This window comes from Endozoicomonas sp. ALD068, assembly GCF_049310145.1.
Lineage (GTDB): Bacteria > Pseudomonadota > Gammaproteobacteria > Pseudomonadales > Endozoicomonadaceae > Endozoicomonas_A.
Genome location: NZ_JBLYNU010000004.1, coordinates 6452194 through 6473795 on the forward strand (window position 1 = coordinate 6452194; position 21602 = coordinate 6473795).

Sequence of the window (21602 nt, forward strand, 5' to 3'; positions counted from 1 at the left end):
TAAATCACCTGATTGGAACGTGAATTCGATCTTTAGCGACAACCACACCATTCTTGACGGCGTAGCACTCGACAATATGCCTGCCTACAAAATTGGCAGTCTCCCGATTGTTCATATGCCCTTTATCGGGAAAAATTTGACCTCTAATGCAGTTTCGCCTTTCTGCTTCGTAGCCTCTGTTGAGCACTTTCCAGTGGACTTCATAATCACCAGGGATATTGTGGTCGTTTACATAAAAGTGGAGCTCTTTTTTGGGAAGTAGTGGGGTTCCCATCTGTAACATGCGGCTAAGAAAATTGTCTCTGAAACCATTCTGGGATACTTTGCACTCCAAACTAATATCAAAGCGAATATCAATGGGGAATAAGTCTTCAACAAACTGTTCTGTATTGGAAAACAGTGACTGAAACTTTTTGGCTTCTTCTGCTGATGCGTTTGGAAATGGTCTGCCAAAGATAGCCTTCCATTTTTTATGAGCAGAGTTAGAAGTACCTGCCTCAATCGCCTTGAGGGAAAGGTTATAGGCTTTTTTTGCTTTTTTCTGGAACTTTTTCTTCACCTTGACTTGCTGGTTACTTCCCAGAGCGAGGTAGTAATCTTTATCTGGTTCCTCTGAAAGGTACTTAAAGAAGTCTCGGCACATCTCGTCGTAGTAGGCGAAGCTCTTATTGTCATAAGCATTAGTGGACTTGAGAAAGTTATAAGCCAGTGTGTCTATCAGTAAACCACCCATACCCACGCCATGCTTGTTTTTCCAAGCTCTGGTCATTTTGCAGAGTTTTCGTAAATTCTTATTCTTCTGCTCAACAAACTCCTTCATAGCCTCTATTTCTAGCCGAGGCTTGGTAGGTTTCCACTGTCCGTCACCATATGTGTCAGGGTATTGGAAGCTGCCATCGTCGTTTTCAAAAACAGGCTGAACTTCCACCATGAAGCTCTTGTAGACAACTTGTACAACTAACCGGTCTACCTTTAATTTGGTGGATGGATAACGTGCTTTTATTGCTTCCTTTGTATCCTTCAGCAGCTTACTTTGATCGTTCTTGTATGTTTCCCACTTGCCAACAGGCATGATATACAGCATGTCTAAGTCGGAAATGCCCCGAATACCTGTCCATCGACCATATGAGCCAACTTGAAGGCTATTAGCAGTTTTAGAATCAGTATCACGAAACTTTTTATTCAGACTGGCAGTGATCTCGCCGTATCTTTCGCTAATCGTTGATGCGTTATTTATAGCTAGTTTTTCGAGAAACTGTGTAAACATTTCTGATATTGTCATAATCCTTCACCTGTAAGAAAAAGGGTTCTGTTTAATCTGCTAATAAAATATGACGCATTAAGTGGCTTGCTCATCCGCAACTTTTACCCTGCGATTACCTGTCAGAAGCTGCTGCATGAGTGCTTTTTTCTCTTCTTTGAGCAGCTTTAGCTTTGCTTCCAGCTTTTTCAGCTCCAGTGAAGATGCATGAAGCACATCAGCAATTCTCACTTGCTCTTGATAGCTAGGCACAGGTACCACTGTGTTGAGGAACTCTGCTGGTTTGATATTGAGCAAGCCGTTATTTCTGACTCCAGTATTGACCAACCCTGCAAGTTGAGGTTTCAGGTAGTCCGCTTCAAACAGATACTTGAAGTAACGGTGGCTTAATCCTTCTTTGAGTTTGAAGCACACATAAACGTGGGGAACTAAGCCTGAATCAAAGGTTTCAAGATCAAAAACACAACCAAATTGATATGTTTTGGAGTTGCCTTTGTTGTAGGCGAACTCCCCTCCCTTGAGGAGAATGTAATTTTTAACACTTTTTCCAGCCATATAGCGACTGTACTTTTCAGCCTGTGTGACAAAGCCAGCCAGTGAGGAGATAGTTAGAACTGGGTGCTCTTGACCATCTGATTTTCTTTGGATGCGGGTTGATATGTCTTTTATAGGCTGATAACGCCATCCTTGCTCAAACCCAGCCAAGCGCTTTTTCCCTGTCAGTAACTGCTGCATCAGGGCTTTTTTCTGCTGCTTATTGGTCTCAATCAGCTTTTCTGTGATCGCAATGGCCTTGTCCCAAGTGCTGAGGATTTTGGCGATTTTGCGTTGTTCTGATAGAGGAGGAAGTAGAAAAGAAAACTCTTTGATCTGTTGAGCGCTAATGTGAGGAACTGCTGTTTCGGTTTGAACAGACTTCACATATTGCTCAAAGCGGTGTCCTGAAAAATACTGTTTAAGTAACGATTGATCTAACGTATCAAGCGCTCGAATTCGTGAAACCCTTTGCACTAGCAAACATGGAAGATCAGATATCGAGATTTCAGAAACCTTCACACCCGACGAGACCCAAGTACGATCCATTGCAATTACAAAGTCATGCTCTTGTAACTTATATCTCTCGTACTTGTGAAGTTCTGAGGCAGGCCACCTTTTTGCGTTTCTCCACCTTAATGAGTTAGGAACGATGTTGTCACCTCGAAGTAATCGTACATCTTCATCGTTTTCTGTATAACCAGCACTTTTGAAAGCACAACCACTCAGCAGGTCAATATGCTTTTCAAATGTAGATAAAATCCAACCCTTAGGCACCATAACCCAACTCCTCCAGGTATTCAGCCATTTCCGCTTCCAGATCAGCCCGTTCAGTTGCACCAAAAAGCCATTGTGCAACGGTGCGTTGCACAAAATAAGCAGGCAGGAAAGAAAGGTGCGACATTGTCGCACTAATCCTGTTTATCATCGTTTGACACCTCCAGAACAGCGGATAACTCAGTTTCCAGCTCTTCAATAGTGGGCAGACTGGAGCGCAGGTCTTCAGGTAGCTGACGAGTCAGGGCTTGTTGCCAGTTGGCGACACCAATGGGTTTGTTATGCCCCGACAGGGCGTATTCAACGACCAGGTTGTTTTTCTCTTTGACCAGCAGTAAACCAATGGTGGGTTGGTCATTATCGTGGCGCATCTGGTCATCAATGACGGCCTGATAGAGATGAATTTTGCTGACAAATTCTGGCTTGAAAGAGCCCGTCTTCAGTTCCACCACCACATAGCAACGCATTTTCAGGTGGTAGAACAGCAAATCAGCGTAAAAGTCCTGATTCCCTAATTCGAGGTGTACCTGCCTTCCGACAAAGGCAAAGCCCTGGCCAAGTTCCACCAGAAACTCTTCCAGGTGCTGCAACAGACGATTTTCCAGCTCAGCTTCCCGTTTAGGCGCATCCAACCCTATAAAATCAAACAGATAAGGATCTTTGAATAGCTGGGTCGCCATATCCGACTGAACCGGTGGCAGGGTTTCAGGGAAGTTATTGATGGCTTTTCCCCGGCGGTCAAACTCGTTGCTGTCGATATGCACCACCAGCATATCCCGGCTCCAACCTTGTTCCAGGGCTTCCCTGGCATACCAGACCCGGGCATTTGGCTCCTTGACCTTGTCCAGCAGGGCGCAATTACTGCGCCAGGGCAATTGTGCAACGGTGCGTTGCACAATTTCGAAGTCAGGCCAGCTGGCGGCAAATTTTGCCATATATTTCAAGTTCCTGGGGCTGAATCCGGACAGCGCAGGCAGTTGTTTTTTCAGATCCTGGGACAGGCGATCAATGACCTTTGCTCCCCAGCCAGCCTCCTGTTGTTTGGTTAAAATCTTTTGTCCCAGATGCCAGTACAGGAGAATTTGCTCCACATTGACTTTTTGCAGGGCTGTCATTCTTCGGCTGGCAATGGTTTCAACCATCAGGGCCAGAAATTCGGGATAATCACCAGGCAGGTTGCTCAGGGTCTCACCCACAGGAAAGCAAACACCTTCACGTTTGGGGTCCACTCGCTGCTTGCGTTTGCCTTGCTTATTACCCTTATCACTCATACCCAAGCTCCTCCAGGTAACCCTGCATTTCTTTTTCTAAACCTGCCAGCTCCAGCTGTAACTCCAAACGTTCAGCGCGCACCGTCATCAAGTCAATCTCCTCTTCCTCTTCAAAGGTATCCACATAGCGGGGAATATTCAGGTTGTAATCGTTCTCCTGAATCTCTTCCAAGGTAGCGAGGTAGGCGTATTTATCTACTGTCAGACGATCCTGATAGGTATCTACAATCTTCTGGATATTTTCAGGAGTAAGCTGATTCTGGTTCTTGCCAGACTTAAACTCACGAGAAGCATCAATAAATAGAACTTTGTCGTCAGTTTTCTGTTTCTTGAATATAAGAATGGCAGCAGGAATTCCAGTTCCAAAGAACAGCTTCTCTGGCAGGCCTATCACGGTATCCAGCAGGTTCTCATCAATCAGTTGCTTACGGATTTTCCCTTCAGACGATGCCCGAAACAAAACGCCGTGAGGCACAACCACACCCATGCGGCCCGTTTGTGGTTTCAGGGTTTCAATCATATGGCTGATAAAGGCGTAATCACCTTTGGTTTTTGGTGGAATACCCCGGCGGAAACGGCCAAAGGGATCGTGCTCAGCATCATCATGCCCCCACTTATCAAGGGAGAATGGTGGATTGGCAGTCACCACATCAAAGTGCAGCAGACCTCCGTTTTGGTCCTGTAATTTGGGGTTGCGGATGGTGTCGCCCCATTCAATACGATGATTATCTTCCCCATGGAGAAACATATTCATCTTTGCCAGAGACCATGTAGAACCAATGGCTTCCTGACCAAACAGAGCGTATTTTTTGGAGCCGTTGTAGTTCTTCTGGATTTGCTTGCCGCACTTCATCAGCAGAGATCCAGAACCACAGGCAGGGTCACAGATCTGGTCGCCTTCTTCAGGCTCCAGCAAGATGGATAAAAGATCAGATACTTCAGGTGGGGTATAGAACTCACCGGCAGATTTACCACTACCCGCTGCAAAGTGCTTAATGAGGTATTCGTAGGCGTTACCAATCACATCCAATGAACCCACACGGCTTGGTCTGAGATTGAGGGTTTCTTTGCCAAAATCTTCCAGCAGGTGACGCAGAATATCGTTTTTCTGCTTTTCATCGCCCAGCTTGTCGGTATTGAAGCTGATGTCCTGAAACACGTTTTTCAGCTTTGTGCCGTTGGCTTCCTCAATGGCATGGAGTGCCTGGTCGATACGGCTACCGTTACCTGCCTCATGACGTTTAGCGTAAAGATCCCAGAAGGTGCAGCCAGCAGGGATTTTGAAAGACTGGCTCGCCAACATCGCATCAACCATCGCCTGGTTGCCAGCAAACTGGGTGGACAGCTCATCGAGCCTGTCTTGGTGTACGTCTGAGATGTACTTCAGGAACAACATCGTCAGGATGAAATCTTTATAAATGGAAGGGTCAACCGTGCCTCGGAAAGTGTCGCAGGCTTTCCACACTGTATTGTTGATTTCCTGCTGGTTAATGGGAGTGTTTGGCATATCTGCTCTCAACGTCTTCTGTCTATGTGTCAGGTAAAAAGTGTCAGGTAAAAAGTATCAGGTAAATTGGGTTATGCTTTGGTGATCAGGTCATTGGCAATAATGCTTAGTTGCTGCTGACGGTTAACGATCAACCGTTGTAGCAGGGCATTCTCTTTAATGCTTGCCCGGTACAGTTTGGCAATGGTGTTCTGGGTTGTAAGGTCTGGCAGGGTGACTGCGGTTTCTGCAAGCACCGGCTTGCGGATATTGACCTGATGACTGCCTTCGGCACTGTTGCGAAAGTAGCGTTGAACAGGAGACTGGTTTAGCTGCCAGGTCAGAAACTCAGGATTCACCCTGCCTTTACAGGCAGAATTGACCCGAAGCAAAAATAAACTGGGAGCCAGCGTTACCTGCGGCATTTCGTCAGCGATATAGCTGGCAATATACCGGCCTCCCTTGGCAATAAACAGAATGTCACCCTGTTGAAGCCAGTCGGCCTTGCGCTTACCTGTCAGTTCTGTGGTGATCAGGTTCTCAGTGCTCAGCTCACCCAAGTCAGAAATATCCTTTGCCTGAACTACCCGAACATAGCCGTTTGCCACTTTTGTGATCGCACCACGGAACGGGTAGCCAGCCTGGATGCTGACCACTTCAGATAAAGCGATTTGATGTTCAGGAGAACTGTTTTTGACCACTGTTGGCATAAAAAGAGTCTGGATCGTAAGTCTGAGGAGAGTATTGCAGTACGATAGTAATAGTTCAATAAAAAAATGCAGTATTTATTTTATGCAATTTTATTTTTGCTGTTCTCGTGATGCGTATCTCTCGCTTTTTGCATTATGGATTGATGATTATGAATCTACTTTAGAGGGCGTCAAAAATTGCGTTCATGGTAAATACACATGAAGTTGAAGCGGAATTTGCAGCGCTTCGCGCAAACGCAGCAAATCGTTCATGAGAGTAATTTGGACACCTGAAGCCAGTCAAGACCGTATGGATATTTAAATAGCATGAAAGTTCAACTTAAATAGTTGTTCGTTTTCATTGTGGGAAGTCAACGGTCTCGAAAAACTCATCATGACCAAACCTTTAACAAGTATTCAGTGACTCACAAAGCGAATTCAAATTCACTCTATTCAAAAACTCTTCGGTAATTTTTATCAGCTCCGCAGATCTGAGTACCAGGGCGTTACTGTCGCCCAGTGTCTGTCGTAAGTAGGTATCATCAACCGATTTCTCAAACCACTCGGATCGATCAATTTCAGAGAACATGGCATACAGCTCTTCCGGAGAAGATGGGTCATGGGCGCCATAGTGGTTCCGATGAGGCTCAAACCGGACAGGAGCATCGCCCCAACAATAGGTTAAACGACCACCCTTCGAGTGTGTCAATTCATACAGGTAATGACAGAAGGCCTGAAGAATCGCCTGTTTGCATTTGTTCTCTAAATCACTGGCAAACTCTGCGTCTTTGTGTAACACGTCACCAGACTCAGAAATGGGTCTGTAGTGGTTGTAAATACCATTCATGTAGCCTCGGTTTGAGACCACATTATCCTGTTTGACTTTTTCCAATAACCGCTTTAAATCAGGGTTTTTCTTAGCTTTCAGTTGCAACAGGTCTTGGGCTTTTTTATCAATTAATGTGCTGCTCAGGAAAGGGTGGCCCAGGATAATCAGCGGACGGTGTCTGGCTCTGACCGAGCGCAACTGCACAAATGCGGGCTGGTTCACCAGCATTCGTTCTATATTCGGAACACCCTCAGGGTCATCCGTCCAGGCGGTATCTAAAGATGGGTTGGTAATTTTATCATTAAGGGATGGCGAAGCCCCTTCGTGACAATGACTGACGAGCATGTCATTGCCTTTTCTCCTCAGAAAGTCTTTATAAATCGACCGCCAGTTATGGCTTTTTTTCCCCCTTTTCAGTAATGTCTGATGCCACATTTTCAGGCAATTCATAGCTTCAACCTTTAGTTCTTCGACACCTTTCAGACGCATCAACAGCTCGTGATGTTGAGTGGGCATAATAATGCTGCGGCTATACCTTGGCACTGGATCCGGATCCAGCCAACCCAATTTCAGAACTTTAAGGGCAAAGCGAATAATCGAGGGGTTGGTCAAGTCAGTGTCCTCAAGTATATCCACCATTGAGCCCAACCAGTCGAGGTAGTTTGCTCTACCCTGAACAATTATTTTTGAATGCAATAATTGGAGTTGTTCAATGATCCGCACTTCATCACCGTTAGATAATATTTTTTTGACAACCGCCGACATCGGCCTGGAAGGCCAATCGCGATAAAAAAACTTACCGACCAGTTGCCACTCGCGAAAGGTCAATGCTTTTGTCTCCAGCGACTCTAAAATTGAGATCCCAAGGGAGAAACCGGTTAAATCTTTTCCTTCCCAAAGCTTCAATACTGTTTCGCGGATATCCAGGTTTTTTCCCGGTAATGCGCCGCCTGTCTCAATGACCTTGTTAAGTTCCTCAAGGCTCAGACCATAGGTCTTAGCCAAAGTTTGTTGTTGTGCTGAATCAGCACCCTTCAGAAGACCCTGCAGGAGATCCCTCGCCTTCTTTAAATCACTACTGACTTTTTTGTTGTGCTGAAAGTCAGATGGGAATTTTCTTACCTCTAAAGGCACCCCGCCCAAATCCACTGACTTCCAGGTTTGGCCTCTATCCATGGAACACTCGGCAAAGGCGTGAGAAGGGTTGCCAATTTGCCGACACGGAATCCCGAAGTAGCGACATAAAGCGACAAAAACAGGCACACGATGACGACAGCTTCCTTGCCGTTTTGTTACCAGGAATTGAAAGAAATTTTCATTGCTCTCTGCTACGGCGGTACCGGAGAACTGTTGGCAATAGTCCTTGATCGCCTCAATGCGTTGCGTCGTGTTTTTTGCGTTCATTATTGCCTGCAAAGGCACCTTTATTTCAGGCAGTTGTTGTTCAACCTCATCAAACAGTTTGTTCAATACTGCTTCCATACCTTTGGAGCAGCGGGCGTCAAAACCTATTGATTGTGCTGGCTGGACTTTTTTAGTCAGTGTTTTTTTGCTCGCCTCTCTGGGTTCCACGACATAAGTAAATTCAATAATCTGACCGGCTTTGGCTTCGGGAACTGACAGTGTGTGCAGCCCGGTATATCGATCCCTGAGCAATGTATACGGCAAAGCGGGTTCAATACGCAGGGCCACGACATAGTCTTCAGGCGTCAGACTGGGCAATGCATATTGACCATTGCTTGATGGCGCTTTGTAGTTTGCCAGTGTTTGGTTGTTGGCTAACGTCAGTTCCTGGTTACGCCCCGGTAACTCTTCGGGTATAAGGGTTTCGGTCCCCTGAAGGTGTTGATCACTCATTTCGGTCAGCACGACCTCACCCCCGGCAGATACACTAATATCCTCAGCCTGCAGGCGATACATATGGCGAGGGTAATCCGTGTCAAAAATTTTATAGTCGTCGACTTTTGACTTCTTACTGCACTCATAGTCCGTGTCACGGTCCAGGGTCTTACCCTGTTTCCCGCGAGCTTTTGAGATGTATTCTTCAGGAGCGTTATCACCGTCAATCGTTATATCTTCGTGAGTATGATCGTTCACACAATGGTTCAGCAGATCACTGATCTGATGCCAGAACGCAGGCCACCATTGAACTTCACTGGCCTTCCACGCCCTTATCTGCTGGTCAGCCGCCTCGAGATAAGGCTGGTTGGTTGACGTTTTCAGCGTTTGTTTCTGTGCATTCGTCAGTGGAAATATGCTATTAGCGTCCACGCCCAACTGGCCATACTCGCGATCAAACCAGCGTTGCTGCCAGTGTCGGTAAAGTGTCTGGGTGAGAATATCGTCGGATTCATCCGGTTTCACTGAAAGACCCGATGTCTGCCAGCGGGTACGTGCCAGCATCCTGATAATTTCCGTTCTGGCTTCCTCACCATTCAGATCAGTTTTGATACGAATTTCATGGCGTTTTTCATCCGTACTGTTGCAATAACTGCGTCGTATCAACCAGGGTCGATCAATACCTGATACCCTTTGGTTGAACCATTCGCAAAGTCTGGTATCAAGTGCTTCGTTACTCATGGCAATAGCCGATGACCCGGGCAGTTCTTCCAGCGTCAGCCTGGCTGCCATCAGGTAAAGCCGGTAGTGCCGTTGGAAGCATTGATTCAGTCCGTTTTCGGTAAAATCCCATGCTCTGATAACAGCCCTGGCGACGTTTTGTAAATCACGACTGGTTGGCTGTAACGGCAGTTTTTTGCGTTGCAGGTGAGCCCTTAAAAGACAATGTTTTTCTGTTAGCTTTTTAGCGGCGAATGTCCCTTCTAAGGACTCTGGCAACACTTTCCCGGCAATGGTCTGTAATTCTGTCGGGTTATACTGCCGGATGGGCAAATGTCTGAAGCGCCCTTTCAGCGCCGGTGACAAAGGTTTTCGCCCGCTGTACTCAGGCGGGTTGATGGTGGCAAACAGGTGGAAACCCGGATGGGCATCACCGGCCAGAATGTCGTTTAACTCACCTTCCAGATGCTGGCTGTCGATCAGGTTCATTTCTGAAATTACCACGATGCCGCCCTCTACTTTTGCTTTCTGGATCACTTCACACAGTTGCTCCCAGGAACAATCACAGGCATTCAGGGGAAAGACCTTTGGCATGGTTTCTTCCCGTTCTTTAGCTTGCTGTTTGACACTTTCGATCATCAGATTCAGCGTGGCATCCTTACCCCGTCCGGCCGGACCTTCAATCAGCGTTGCCTGACGACCGCCGTGTTTTCTGTCGTGATGATAAGCCTGCTGACAGCGGCTTAAATCCTGTCCCAGCCCTTGCGCCAGATCAATGACTGCCGATCCGGAGGTATCAAACTCAGGTCGGATTTCTTTGGTCAATGTTCTGAAGTCCTGCAGAATATCTGGCAGGGTGTGGTTATGAACTCTGTCTCGCAGGGTGTTGTCCAGTTCGTAACGGGCAGCAAACCAGATTTCCAGTGCCGAAAGGGCATCCTGTTGAGTCTCGCTGATTTCGGGACCCAACACATCCCGGAAACTTTGCTGGATCAAACTGTTCACTTGCTTACAGTTGGCACTGTCGCCTTTGGATAACGCACGATCCAGATACCAACCCACCCAGCTGCAGATGTCTGTTAAATCCCTGGGAGTAAACTCATGCTCGGGCAACAGCTCTTGGTAATATTGCCACAGTGCCATCACACTCTTGCTGGCAATGTGTGCAATGTCGTTTATTTGATGCCGTTGTAACTGACTGAGCAAAGCCGGTTCCACTACTCTGTCCCGAAGGAAAGCCTGATCCAAACGCGGGTAATAAGCTCTGGGCAGTTTCTCTTTCAGGGTCGGATCCATTTGGCGCCCGGCGTAATGATCGGGGTTGCCGGTGAGAATTACCCGGTGTTTTTCGCTGACCTTGACAGGATGACCATTCACATAGATGCAGGGTTGCGGTTCCCACAGGCCGTTCAATGACGCCAGCAATCCGGCTTGGGTCAGGTTAGCCTCATCCAGCACCAGGGTGATGTATTCTCCGTCTTTTTCGTCGGATTCGGTCTTGGCCCATTCCATCAACGCCCGGTTTTGCTGCGCCATAGAGCGGTCGCCATCGGCGTGCTTTTGCCACTGCCAGCGTTTCATCAGGGTTTGTTCGCTGTCAGAAGGTCCAAGGGAAAGCACCGTTGCCTGTCCTGAAGCCTTTGCCATTTTGGCGGAAAAGTAGCTTTTCCCGGTTCCGGTTTCCCCCTCAAGGAATATAACGGGAGAGTCCGTAAGCCGGTCATGGAGTCGGGATAAGCGACGGCTTTCACGATCCTCCTGACTCATCTTGCCATGATAAAGATCCCGGGCCAGTGCAGACAGAGGCTCATCAGCGGAACCCGTCCATTTCAGTGATTCAGACAGCCGATTTTCTATGCGTTCAATGCCGTCTGCCTCAGAACTCGCTGTTCTGGCCCTATGAAAACAATCGCTGGCCAGACCGTGGATGGCATCGGATCGGGTCTGCCCTGAATGCAAAGGTAACTGCCAGCCAGAAGCCAGTGCATCTTGCAAACGTTTAATCTGTCTTGTTGGCTCGATGGCTAAGGATTGCCAGGGCTTTGTTGCCGCCGGATCGACTGCCAACTGATACGCTATGGCATCTCGTTGTTTTTCAGGCGCGTGGGCCAGGATCATGGCACAGAGCCTGTCCATAACTTCTTTTTCACCCGACTCTGGAAATGGACTTTCATAGGACAGTTGTAATTCGGTACCTATAAATACTGCCGGGTCAAAGGCTCGGGCCAGTTGCCACAGGTTCCGTTTGACAAACTCTCTATCCAGTCGCGGGTCGCTATTGATGATGGCAGCTAACTGATCCGGGTCTGCGGAGGCGGCTTGATCCTCGTCCGGCATCTTACCCGGTAACAAGTGCCAACAGGCCACTTTCATAAAATCCCGCACGGACGGATGCTGTCGGATGCCATGGGTGATGACACTATTGATGGCCTTGCGCCAGTGGCGGGGCAGGAGCTGCAGGGAGTGGTCAACCTGCTGTGCTCGACGAGCAGCCAGTATCAGATTATTCAACAGCCCTTCGGTCATTTCAGGCAGAGGGCTGCAAAGGAGGTCAGGTACGGTTTTAAACGCTTTGTAAAGCTGTTTAAGCGCTTGTTCTGGCAGCTCAGTCCGGACGATACCATGCCTGCGAGCATTGATATCCCAGAGATCGAGCTCAGGACAGGACTTACCCGTGGCGACCATCCCATGAAATACTGAAGAGGCGCTTTTCACAGACTCAGGCCAGAGTATTGTGACATGAGCTCGTGGATAGGCCTGCAACTGGCCATTCACCAACAGAGGTTGCCCAATAACCAGGGGTTCCAGAAGCTGCTGAAGCGTTGGATTACTTTCCAGTCCTCTGAATACCACGGGTTTGCCAGCGGTTAATGCCTCCTGCAACTCACTCTGAGATCGTCTGAAATGCGCCTTTTGTTCCGAGGCGATATGGATATTATCAAAGAGCTGAGTGAAGCCAGTCTGTTCATTGACCTGAATGACCAGAGGGGCTTGTGGCTGATGATTAATCCAATGACTGGCCTGGGCATGTTGCTGGTAAGTGATGGTATCAAAGGTGGCATGGGCTCTGGCTTTTTCATGCAGGTTGGACAGAAAGCGCCCATCGTTTTCTGCCAATCCCAGGGCTTTTGGCTGCTGTCTTGTATGAGCCACCTGAAGTCGGGGCTCCAGGCCGGTGGTCTCGCGAAGGGTTTGCAATGAACTCAGCAAACGAAACCAGAGGGCTTCAGTAAGTGGAGATGTTACGGTGACGACACGCCCCGTCTTAACCTGTTCCAACAGGCAGGTGTTAGGGATTGCATAGCCTTCAGGCGTAATGGCAATCGGGCTCAGCCATTCTGTGATATTCCGCTGGTTAATGATGATCGGGTTTTCTGCGGCGTGCTCTTTAGACTGACTTTGGAACAGCGAATGAAGCTCGTCCTTCCCCACCGGCATCTGATAAAACTGAACATCGTCGGGTAATGGACAGACTTCCCCATTGCTCTCAAAGCACTGTTGCGCCAGCATCTGTCGAATGGTCTGTTCAAAGGTCAGATCCTGCCAGTCGGCGCCTTTCAGTATCACCCGTTGTCCGGATGTCAACTGTTCAAGCCTGCCAGGAATGTGCTGGATTCGCCCCTGTTGATCGACACCGGGAGCACCCAGCAGTAATTGTCGCCAGTTGTTGTGCAAGTGGCAGTCAATAACCAGGATAGTGTCGTCGTCCATGGCGTTTTCGGCACTGGGGAATTCAGGCAATAGCGGCGGGGCCCGGTCAATGTCCATCGATGGTTCATTGCCAGTCTCAGCCTCGAACTGCCAGGTATTGCCCGGTCGGTTAATTCGCCGCCAGAAGTCAGCGCCCGGAGCGCCGGCCGCAGGTGCCTCGTCATGCTGGCCAACCGATGTCAATTGTTCAGGGGCTGCCAGAACCAGCAGAGAAACATGCTCTCCCAGAGGGCGTTTCTTCTGGCTGACCTTGTCGTATAGACAGGGGTTATCCGGGTCCAGCAGATCGTTAAATTTTGGCAGATCCTCACTGGTGAGTTTTCGGATATCTATCACCAGGGTCAATGGCTGTGAACCTTCAAAGAGCTTGCCTGGGCGCAAAGCGTGGCGACCATTGCCGACAATGGTCAACCGGCTCACCAGGTTAGCCTGTGCAAGGTCATCAGGGTGGGAAATAAGCGTGACATCGCGATTTTTATCGCAGGTCTGGTCAGCCAAAAGCTGACGAACCTCATCATCACTGGCGACAAAACGGAAATCGAAGGCATGAGGGTTTTTTTGGAGCGGGGAATCCGTTGAGGATACGGTTCTCGCCCTGTCAGGTGTCATAATCTGAGATGACGATAGATTCAGTTGGTAATTGAGACCAGAGCAGACAGCTTTGACGTTTGATGGTAAATCTAAATCCTGCCCTGACCTCCTGGCTGGCCTAGCCGGAACGGATTTGTTAATTTCTCCACCAATCTGACCATCCATAGTTAACCTCACTACTACCATCTGAAGGATTGCATTAAAACTGTTTAATTATTCGACCTTCAAATAATACAAAAGTTTCATTTTGGTACTGGCTCGTTGCCATTGTGGGAAGTCAACAGTCTCGAAAAACTCATCATGATCAAACCTTTAACAAGTATTCAGTGACTCACAAAGCGAATTCAAATTCACACTATTCAAAAATTCTTCGGTAATTTTTATCAGCTCTGCGGATCTGAGCACCAGGGCGTTACTGTCGCCCAGTGTCTGTCGTAAGTAGGTATCATCAACGGATTTCTCAAACCACTCGGATCGATCAATTTCAGAGAACATGGCATACAGCTCTTCCGGGGAAGATGGGTCGTGAGCGCCATAGTAGTTCCGATTGCTCACAAACCGGACAAGAGCATCGCCCCAACAATAGGTTAAACGACCACCCTTCGAGTGTGTCAATTCATACAGGTACTGACAGAAGGCCTGAAGAATCGCTTGTTTGCATTTGTCCTCTATATCACTGGCAAACTCTGCGTCCTTGTGTAACACGTCACCAGACTCAGGAATGGGTCTGTAGCGATTGTAAATACCATTCATGTAGCCTCGGTTTGAGACCACATTATCCTGTTTGACTTCTTCCAATAACCGCTTTAAATCAGGGTTTTTCTTAGCTTTCAGTTGCAACAGGTCCTGGGCTTTTTTATCAATTAATGTGCTGCTCAGGAAAGGGTGGCCCAAGATAATCAGCGGACGGTGTCTGGCTCTGACCGAGTGCAACTGCACAAATGCGGGCTGGTTCACCAGCATTCGTTCTATATTCGGAACACCCTCAGGGTCATCCGTCCAGGCGGTATCTAAAGATGGATTGGCAATTTTATCATTAAGGGATGGCGAAGCCCCTTCGTGACAATGACTGACCAGCATGTCATTCCCTTTTCTCCTCAGAAAGTGTTCATAAATCGACCACCAGCTCTTGCTTTGTTTTCCCCTTTTCAGAACAGACTGATACCACTCTTTCAGGCAATTCGAAGCTTCAATCTTCAGTTCTTCGATACCTTTCAGATGCATCAACAGTTCGTGATGTTGAAGGGGCATAATAATTTCGTCGCTGTACCTTGGCAGTGGCTTCAGCCAACCCAATTTCAGAACTTTAAGGGCAAAGCGAATAACCGAGGGGTTGGCCAGGTCACTGTGCTCAAGTATATTCACCATTGAACCCAACCACTCGAGGGGGCGTGCTTTAGCCTCAACAATCATTTTTGAGTGCAGTGATTGGAGTTGTTCGATGACCCGGACTTCATCACCGTCAGATAATATGTTTATGACAACCGCCGACATCGGCCAGAAACTCCAGTCGCAAGAAATAAACTTACCGACCAGTTGCTGCTCGAAATAGCCCAATGCCTCTGTCTCCAGCGACTCTATCATTGAGACACCCATGGAGAAACCGGTTAAATCTTTTCCTTTCCAAAGCTTCAATACCGTTTTGCAGATACTCTGGATTTTTCCTGGTAATGTACCGCCTGTCTCAATGATCCTGTTAAGTTCCTCAAGGCTCATACCATAGGTTTTAGCCAGAGTTTGTTGTTGTGCTGAATCAGCACCCACCAGAAGACCCCGCAAGAGATCCCTCGCCTTCTTTGACTCACTACTGACTTTATTGGTGCGCTGGAAGTCAGATGGGATTTTTTTTAGCTCACCAGGCGCCCCGCCTAAATCCACTGACTCCCAGGTTTGGCCTCTATCCACAGAATACTCTGCAAAGGCGTGGATATGGTTGATCATTTCCCGACATGGAATCCCAAAATAGCGACAAAAAGCAATAAAAACAGGCGTCCGATGACGACAACTGCCTTGTCGCCGTGTTACGAGGAAGTGAAAGAAATTCAGATGATGCCCTGCTGGTTCAGCACCTCCGGAAAACTTCAGGCAATAGTCCTTGATCGCCCTGATGCGTTGCGTCGTGTTTTTTGCGTTCATTATTGCCTGCAAAGGCACCTTTATTTCAGGCAGTTGTTGTTCAACCTCAGCAAACAGTTTGTTCAATACTGCTTCTATACCTTTGGAACAGCGGGCGTCAAAACGTATTGATTGTGCTGGCTGGACTTTTTTAGCCAGTGTTTTTTTGCTCGGCGCTCTGGGTTCCACGACATAAGTAAATTGAATAATCTGACCGGCTTTGGCTTCGGGAACAGACAGTGTGTGCAGCCCGGTATATCGATCCCTGAGCAGGGTACATGGCAAAACGGGTTCTATACGCAGGGCCACGATATAGTCTTCAGGTGTCAGACTGGGCAATGCATATTGACCATTGTTTGATGACGCTTTGTAGTTTGCCAGTGTCTGGTTTTTGGCTAACGTCAGCTCCTGGTTATACCCCGGTAACTGTTCGGGTATAAGGATTTCGATCCCCTGCAGGTGTTGAACACCCATATCGGTCAGCTCGACCTCACCCCTGGCAGATACATTAATATCCCTCGCGCGCAAGCGATACATGTTGAAAGGGTAGTTCGTGTCAAAAATTTTATAATTGTCGAATACTCTCTTCTTCTGGCGCTGATAGTCCGTGGCCCGGTCCAGGGCATTGGCCTGTTTCCTGCGAACTTCTGAAATGCATTCCTCAGGAGCCTTGTCACTGTCGATCACTATATCCTGATGAGTATAATCGTGCGCACAATGGTTCAGCAGATCACTGATCTGATGCCAGAACCCAGGCCAAAATTGAACTTCACTGGCTTTCCACGCCCTTATCTGCTGGTCAGCCGCCTCGAGATAAGGCAGGTTGGTTGACGTTTTCAGCGTTTGTTTCTGTGCATTCGTGAGGGGAAATACGCTATCAGCGTCCACGCCCAACTGGCCATACTCACGGTCAAACCAGCGTTGCTGCCAGTGTCGGTAAAGTGTCTGGGTGAGAATATCGTCGGACTCATCCGGTTTCACTGAAAGACCCGATGCCTGCCAGCGGGTACGTGCCAGCATCCTGATGATTTCTGTTCTGGCTTTCTCTCCATTCAGATCAGTTTTGATACGAATTTCATGGCGTTTTTCATCCATACTCTGGCAATCACTGCGTCGTATCAACCAGGGTCGATCAATGCCTGGTACCCTTTGGTTAAACCATTCGCAAAGCCTGGTATCAAGTGCTTCGTTAGTTATGGCAATAGCTGATGACCCGGGCAGTTCTTCCAGCGTCAGCCTGGCTGCCATCAGGTAAAGCCGGTAGTGCCGTTGGAAGCATTGATTCAGTCCGTTTTCGGTAAAATCCCATGTCCTGATAACAGCCCTGGTGACGTTCTGTAAATCACGACTGGTTGGCTGTAACGGCAGTTTTTTGCGTTGCAGGTGAGCCCTTAAAAGACAATGTTTTTCTGTTAGCTTTTTGGCGGCGAATGTCCCTTCTAAGGACTCTGGCAACACTTTCCCGGCAATGGTCTGTAATTCTGCCGGGTTGTACTGCCGGATGTGCAAATGTCTGAAGCGCCCTTTCAGCGCCGGTGATAAGGGTTTTCGTCCGCTGTACTCTGGCGGGTTAATGGTGGCAAAGAGGTGGAAGCCCGGGTGGGCGTCACCGGCCAGAATATCGTTTAACTCACCTTCCAGATGCTGGCTGTCGATCAGATTCATTTCCGAAATCACCACGATGCCGCCTTCCACTTTTGCTTTCTGGATCGCTTCACACACTCTGTCCCAGGAACAATCACAGGCATTCAGGTAAAAGACCTCCGGCATGGACTCTCCCCGTTGCTTGGCCTCCTCTCTGAAACTTTCAATCAACAGGTTCAGCGTGGCATCCTTGCCCCGTCCGGCTGGACCTTCGATCAGTGTCGCCTGTCGTCCGCCGTGTTTCCTGTCGAGGTGATAAGCCTGCTGACAGCGGCTTAAATCCTGTCCAAGCTGTTGCACCAGTTCACTGACTGCTGTTCCGGAGGTGTCAAACTCAGGTCGGATTTTTTGGGTGACTGTACTGAAAGTCTCTTGAATATCTGACAGGGTCTTGTTGCGAACTCTGTCGCTCAGGATGTTCTCCGGTTGGTAACGGGCAGCAAACCAGATTTCCAGTGCTGACAGGGCATCCCGATGAGTTTCGGTGATTTCTGGCCCCAGCACATCCCGAAAACTTTGCTGGATTAAACCTTGCACTTGCTTGCAGTTAACCCTGTCACCTGGGGATAACGAACGATCAAGATACCAACCTACCCAGCTGCAGATATCCGTCAGATCCCTGGGAGTAAACTCATGTTCTGGCAACAGTTCCTGATAATACTGCCAGAGTAGCATTAAGCTCTCGGTGGCAATACGTGCAATGTCGTTTATTTGCTGAGACTCAGGCAGATGCCGTTGTAAATGATTGAGCAGAGTCGGCTCCACCACTCTGTCCCGAAGAAAAGCCTGGTCCAGACGAGGATAGTAAGCCCTGGGCAGTTTCTCTTTCAGGGCAGAATCCAACTGGCGTCCGCCGTAATGAATGGGGTTACCGGTGAGAATCACCCGGTGTTCTTTGCTGACCGGGACAGGATGACCATTGACATAAATGCAGGGTTCCGGTTCCCATAAGCCGTTCAATGACGCCAGCAATCCGGTTTTGGCCAGGTTGGCTTCATCCAGAACCAGAGTGATATATTTTCCTTCAACATAGCCTCCATCTCTGGGGTGTGAGGTCTTGGCCCATTCCATCAGCGCCCGGTTTTGCTGTGCCATAGAGCGGTCGCCATCAGCGTGTTGCTGCCACTGCCAGCGTTTCATCAGGGTCTGCTCGCTGTCAGAAGGTCCAAGGGACAGCACCACAGCCGATCCTGAAGCTTTTGCTATTTTCGCTGAAAAGTAACTTTTCCCGGTGCCGGTTTCGCCCTGCAGGAATATAACGGGAGAGTCTGTAAGCCGGTCATGGAGCCGGGATAAACGACGGTTTTCACGATCCTTCTGACTCGTCTCACCGTGATAAAGATCCCGGGCCAGTGCTGACCAGGGCTCATCAGTCAAACCCTGCCATGCCAGTGATGCAGACAGTCGATGTTTTATACGTTCAATGCCTTCTGTTTCAGAATTCGCGGTTCTGGCCATCTGAAAACAATCAGCAGCCAGTGATTTAATGGCTTCGGATCGGGTCTGCCCTATGGCTAGAGATAACTGCCAGCCAGAGGCCAATGCATCCTGTAAACGTTTAATCTGTCTTGATGGCCTTATGGCTAACCTTTGATAGTGTTCTGCTGCCTGCGGATCGACTGCCAACTGACAGGCCATTGCCTGTCGATGTTTTTCAGGGGTATGGCTCACGATCAGGGCACAGAGTCTGTCCAAAGCGTCTTCTTTACTCCGCTCTGGGAATGGATCGCAATAGGACAGTTGCAATTGCTTTAAGACTCTAGGGTCAGAGGCTGCTCTGATCAGCGGCCACAGGTTCTGCTTCACAAACTCTCTGTCTAACCGTGGGGCACTATTGATGATCTCATTTAACTGATCCGGATCGACCGAGGCAGTTTGATCCTCATCCCGCTTCCCGGGAGCATCTGGCAGCAACATCCAACAAGCTACTTTCATAAAATTACGCACCGGCAGACTCTGCCGCAGGCCATGGGTGATGACACTATCGACGGCCTTGCGCCAGTGGCAGGGCAGGAGCTGAAGTGAGCGGTCAACCTGCTGTGCTCGCCGGGCAGCCAGTATCAGGTTATTCAACAAGCCTGCGGACATTTCAGGCAGAGGGTTACAACAGTTGGCAGGTACGGTTTTAAACACTTCGTAAAGCAAGTTAAGGGCTCGTTCTGGCAGCTCAGTCCGGGGGATATCATGCTTGAGGGCATTGATATCCCAGATATTGACCTCAGGGCAGGGTTTACCTGTGGCAACCATCGAATTAAAGACTGCAGATTGGCTTTTCGCAGATTGAGGCCAGAGTATTGTGACATGAGCTTGTGGGTAGGCCTGTAACTGGCCATTCACCAGCAGAGGTTGGCCAACAACCAGGGGTTCAAGGAGTTGTTGAAGTGTTGGATTACTTTCGAGCCCCCGAAATACAACCTGCGTGCCAGCGGTTAATGCCTTTTGCAAGTCACTCTGATCTCGTCCAAAAAGGGCCTTTTGTTCCGAAGTGATATAGATATTATCAAATAGCTGGCTGAAGCCGGTCTGTTCATTGACCTGAATGACCAACGGTGCTGGCTGGTGTTTATTTATCCAACGACTTGCCTGGACGTGTTGCTGATAAGTGACGGTACTAAAGGTGGCCTGATCTCTGATTTTTTCCTGCAGGTTGGGCACAGACTGTTCATCGCTTTCTTCTAATCCCAGAGCTTTCGGCTGCTGTCTTGAATGGGCTACCAGAAGTCGCGGCTCCAGGCCCGTTGCCTCGCGAATAGTCTGCAATGAACCCAGCAAACGAAACCAGGCCGACTCAGTGAGGGGAGACGTGACGGTGACCGTACCACCTGCTCGAACCTGTTCCAACAGACAGGTGTTAGGGACTGCGTAGCCTTCCGGAGCAATGGCAATGGGGTTTAGCCATTCTGTGATATTACTCTGGTTAATGATGACCGGGTTTCCTGGTGTGTGCACTTGAGACAGGCTCTGAAACAGTGAATAAAGCTCATCCTCACCCACCGGCATCTGATAAAACTGAACCTCGTCCGGTAACTGACAGACCTTCCCATTGCTCTCAAAACACTGTTGCACCAGCATCTGTCGAATCGTCTGCTCAAAGGCCAGATCCTGCCAGTTGGCCCCTTTCAGAATCACCCTTTGTCCGGCCCTCAATAACTCAAGCCTGCCGGGGAGATGCTGAATTCGTCCCTGCTGATCCACACCGGGGCCCCCCAACAACAACTGTCGCCAGTCGTTGTGCAAGTGGCAGTTAATAAGAACGGTAACGTCGTCGTCCATGGCGCTTTCGGCAGGGGGGAGTTCAACCAATAATGGAGCAATCTCGTCTATGTCCATCGATGGGTCATTACCAGTCTGGGCCTGGAACTGCCAGCTATTTTCCGGTCGATTAATTCGCCGCCAGAAATCAGCGCCGGGTGCGTCGTCACGATGACCAACCGATGCCAACTGTTCAGGATCTGCCACGACCAATAGAGAAACATGCTCGCCCAGAGGGCGTTTGTTTTGGCTGACTTTGTCGTATAGACAGGGGGTATCCGGGTCCAGCAGATCGTTAAATTTTGGCAAATCTTCGCTGCTGAGTTTTCGGATATCCAGCACCAGAGTCAGTGGCTGTGGACTTTCGAACAGCTTGCCAGAACCCAGAGTGTGGTGGCCATCGACAGAAATACTCAACCGTCTTACCAGATTGGCCTGTGCGAGGTCATCGGGGTGGGAAATAAGGGTAACATCCCGATGTTCATCGCAGGTTTGCGCCACTAAAAGCTGTCGAACTTCATCATCACTGGCGACAAAACGAAAATCGAAGGCATGAGTGGTCTTTTGGAGCGAGGAATCCGCTGAGGATACGCTTCTCGTCTGGTGAGGCGAGATCCCCGGAGCTGATGATTTATTGAGTCTGGGAGTTACATCTGAGCAGACCTCTGCAATCCTTGACGGTGCATCCAGCTTTGCTCTCTTGTCTGGCACGCTGCCATCAGGTAAGGGTTGTTTATTTCTCCAGCCAATCTGGCCATCCACGGTAAATCTCGCTCCTGTTATTTGAAGGACTGCATTGAAATGGTTTGATTTCGTATGGTTGAGTACTTATGTGACCTTCAGGCGGGAGGAAAGTTCCATTGGGTTAGTTAGACGCAGGGCA

At 48.8% G+C, this 21602-nt stretch carries 8 protein-coding genes; all 8 read right to left on the reverse strand.

Annotated features, from left to right (window positions below; genetic code table 11):
- Positions 1-4: 4 nt before the first annotated feature.
- The 8 genes from ACO6V5_RS23370 to ACO6V5_RS23405 all read right to left on the reverse strand — a co-directional run bounded on the left by ACO6V5_RS23370 (position 5) and on the right by ACO6V5_RS23405 (position 21481).
- Positions 5-1282 (reverse strand): nucleotide-binding domain-containing protein, encoded by a 1278-nt coding sequence (locus ACO6V5_RS23370; RefSeq protein ID WP_422409585.1) that lies wholly within the window; start codon positions 1280-1282, stop codon positions 5-7.
- A gap of 57 nt (positions 1283-1339) precedes the next feature.
- On the reverse strand, positions 1340-2575 hold the full coding sequence (locus ACO6V5_RS23375) for a restriction endonuclease subunit S (protein ID WP_422409583.1): 1236 nt from the start codon (positions 2573-2575) through the stop codon (positions 1340-1342).
- A complete protein-coding gene (locus ACO6V5_RS23380; RefSeq protein WP_422409581.1) occupies positions 2565-2723 on the reverse strand; it encodes a hypothetical protein in 159 nt (52 codons plus the stop codon). The genes ACO6V5_RS23375 and ACO6V5_RS23380 overlap by 11 nt, the downstream gene beginning before the upstream one ends.
- The gene (locus tag ACO6V5_RS23385; RefSeq protein WP_422409579.1) at positions 2707-3843 is read right to left on the reverse strand and encodes a PDDEXK nuclease domain-containing protein; all 1137 of its coding nucleotides are present in this window, start codon (positions 3841-3843) and stop codon (positions 2707-2709) included. Before ACO6V5_RS23385 ends, ACO6V5_RS23380 begins: the two co-directional genes overlap by 17 nt.
- Entirely contained in the window at positions 3836-5350 is a 1515-nt protein-coding gene (locus tag ACO6V5_RS23390) for a type I restriction-modification system subunit M (RefSeq protein WP_422135345.1), read from the reverse strand. Before ACO6V5_RS23390 ends, ACO6V5_RS23385 begins: the two co-directional genes overlap by 8 nt.
- A gap of 71 nt (positions 5351-5421) precedes the next feature.
- On the reverse strand, positions 5422-6039 hold the full coding sequence (locus ACO6V5_RS23395) for a restriction endonuclease subunit S (protein ID WP_422409577.1): 618 nt from the start codon (positions 6037-6039) through the stop codon (positions 5422-5424).
- A 385-nt stretch (positions 6040-6424) separates the two neighbouring features.
- Positions 6425-13873 carry an AAA family ATPase gene (locus tag ACO6V5_RS23400; protein ID WP_422409574.1) on the reverse strand — a complete coding sequence of 2483 codons (7449 nt, stop codon included), beginning with the start codon at positions 13871-13873 and terminating at the stop codon, positions 6425-6427.
- 147 nt (positions 13874-14020) lie between these two features.
- Positions 14021-21481: an AAA family ATPase gene (locus ACO6V5_RS23405; protein WP_422409572.1), complete on the reverse strand. Its 7461-nt coding sequence runs from the start codon at positions 21479-21481 to the stop codon at positions 14021-14023.
- Positions 21482-21602: the final 121 nt, after the last annotated feature.

Excerpts from the sequence above, each read along its gene's own strand:
- ACO6V5_RS23390 (WP_422135345.1), bottom strand. The coding sequence starts at position 5,350 with ATGCCAAACACTCCCATTAACCAGCAGGAAATCAACAATACAGTGTGG.
- ACO6V5_RS23400 (WP_422409574.1), bottom strand. The coding sequence starts at position 13,873 with ATGGATGGTCAGATTGGTGGAGAAATTAACAAATCCGTTCCGGCTAGG.
- ACO6V5_RS23385 (WP_422409579.1), bottom strand. The coding sequence starts at position 3,843 with ATGAGTGATAAGGGTAATAAGCAAGGCAAACGCAAGCAGCGAGTGGAC.
- ACO6V5_RS23375 (WP_422409583.1), bottom strand. The coding sequence starts at position 2,575 with ATGGTGCCTAAGGGTTGGATTTTATCTACATTTGAAAAGCATATTGAC.
- ACO6V5_RS23395 (WP_422409577.1), bottom strand. The coding sequence starts at position 6,039 with ATGCCAACAGTGGTCAAAAACAGTTCTCCTGAACATCAAATCGCTTTA.
- ACO6V5_RS23380 (WP_422409581.1), bottom strand. The coding sequence starts at position 2,723 with ATGATAAACAGGATTAGTGCGACAATGTCGCACCTTTCTTTCCTGCCT.
- ACO6V5_RS23370 (WP_422409585.1), bottom strand. The coding sequence starts at position 1,282 with ATGACAATATCAGAAATGTTTACACAGTTTCTCGAAAAACTAGCTATA.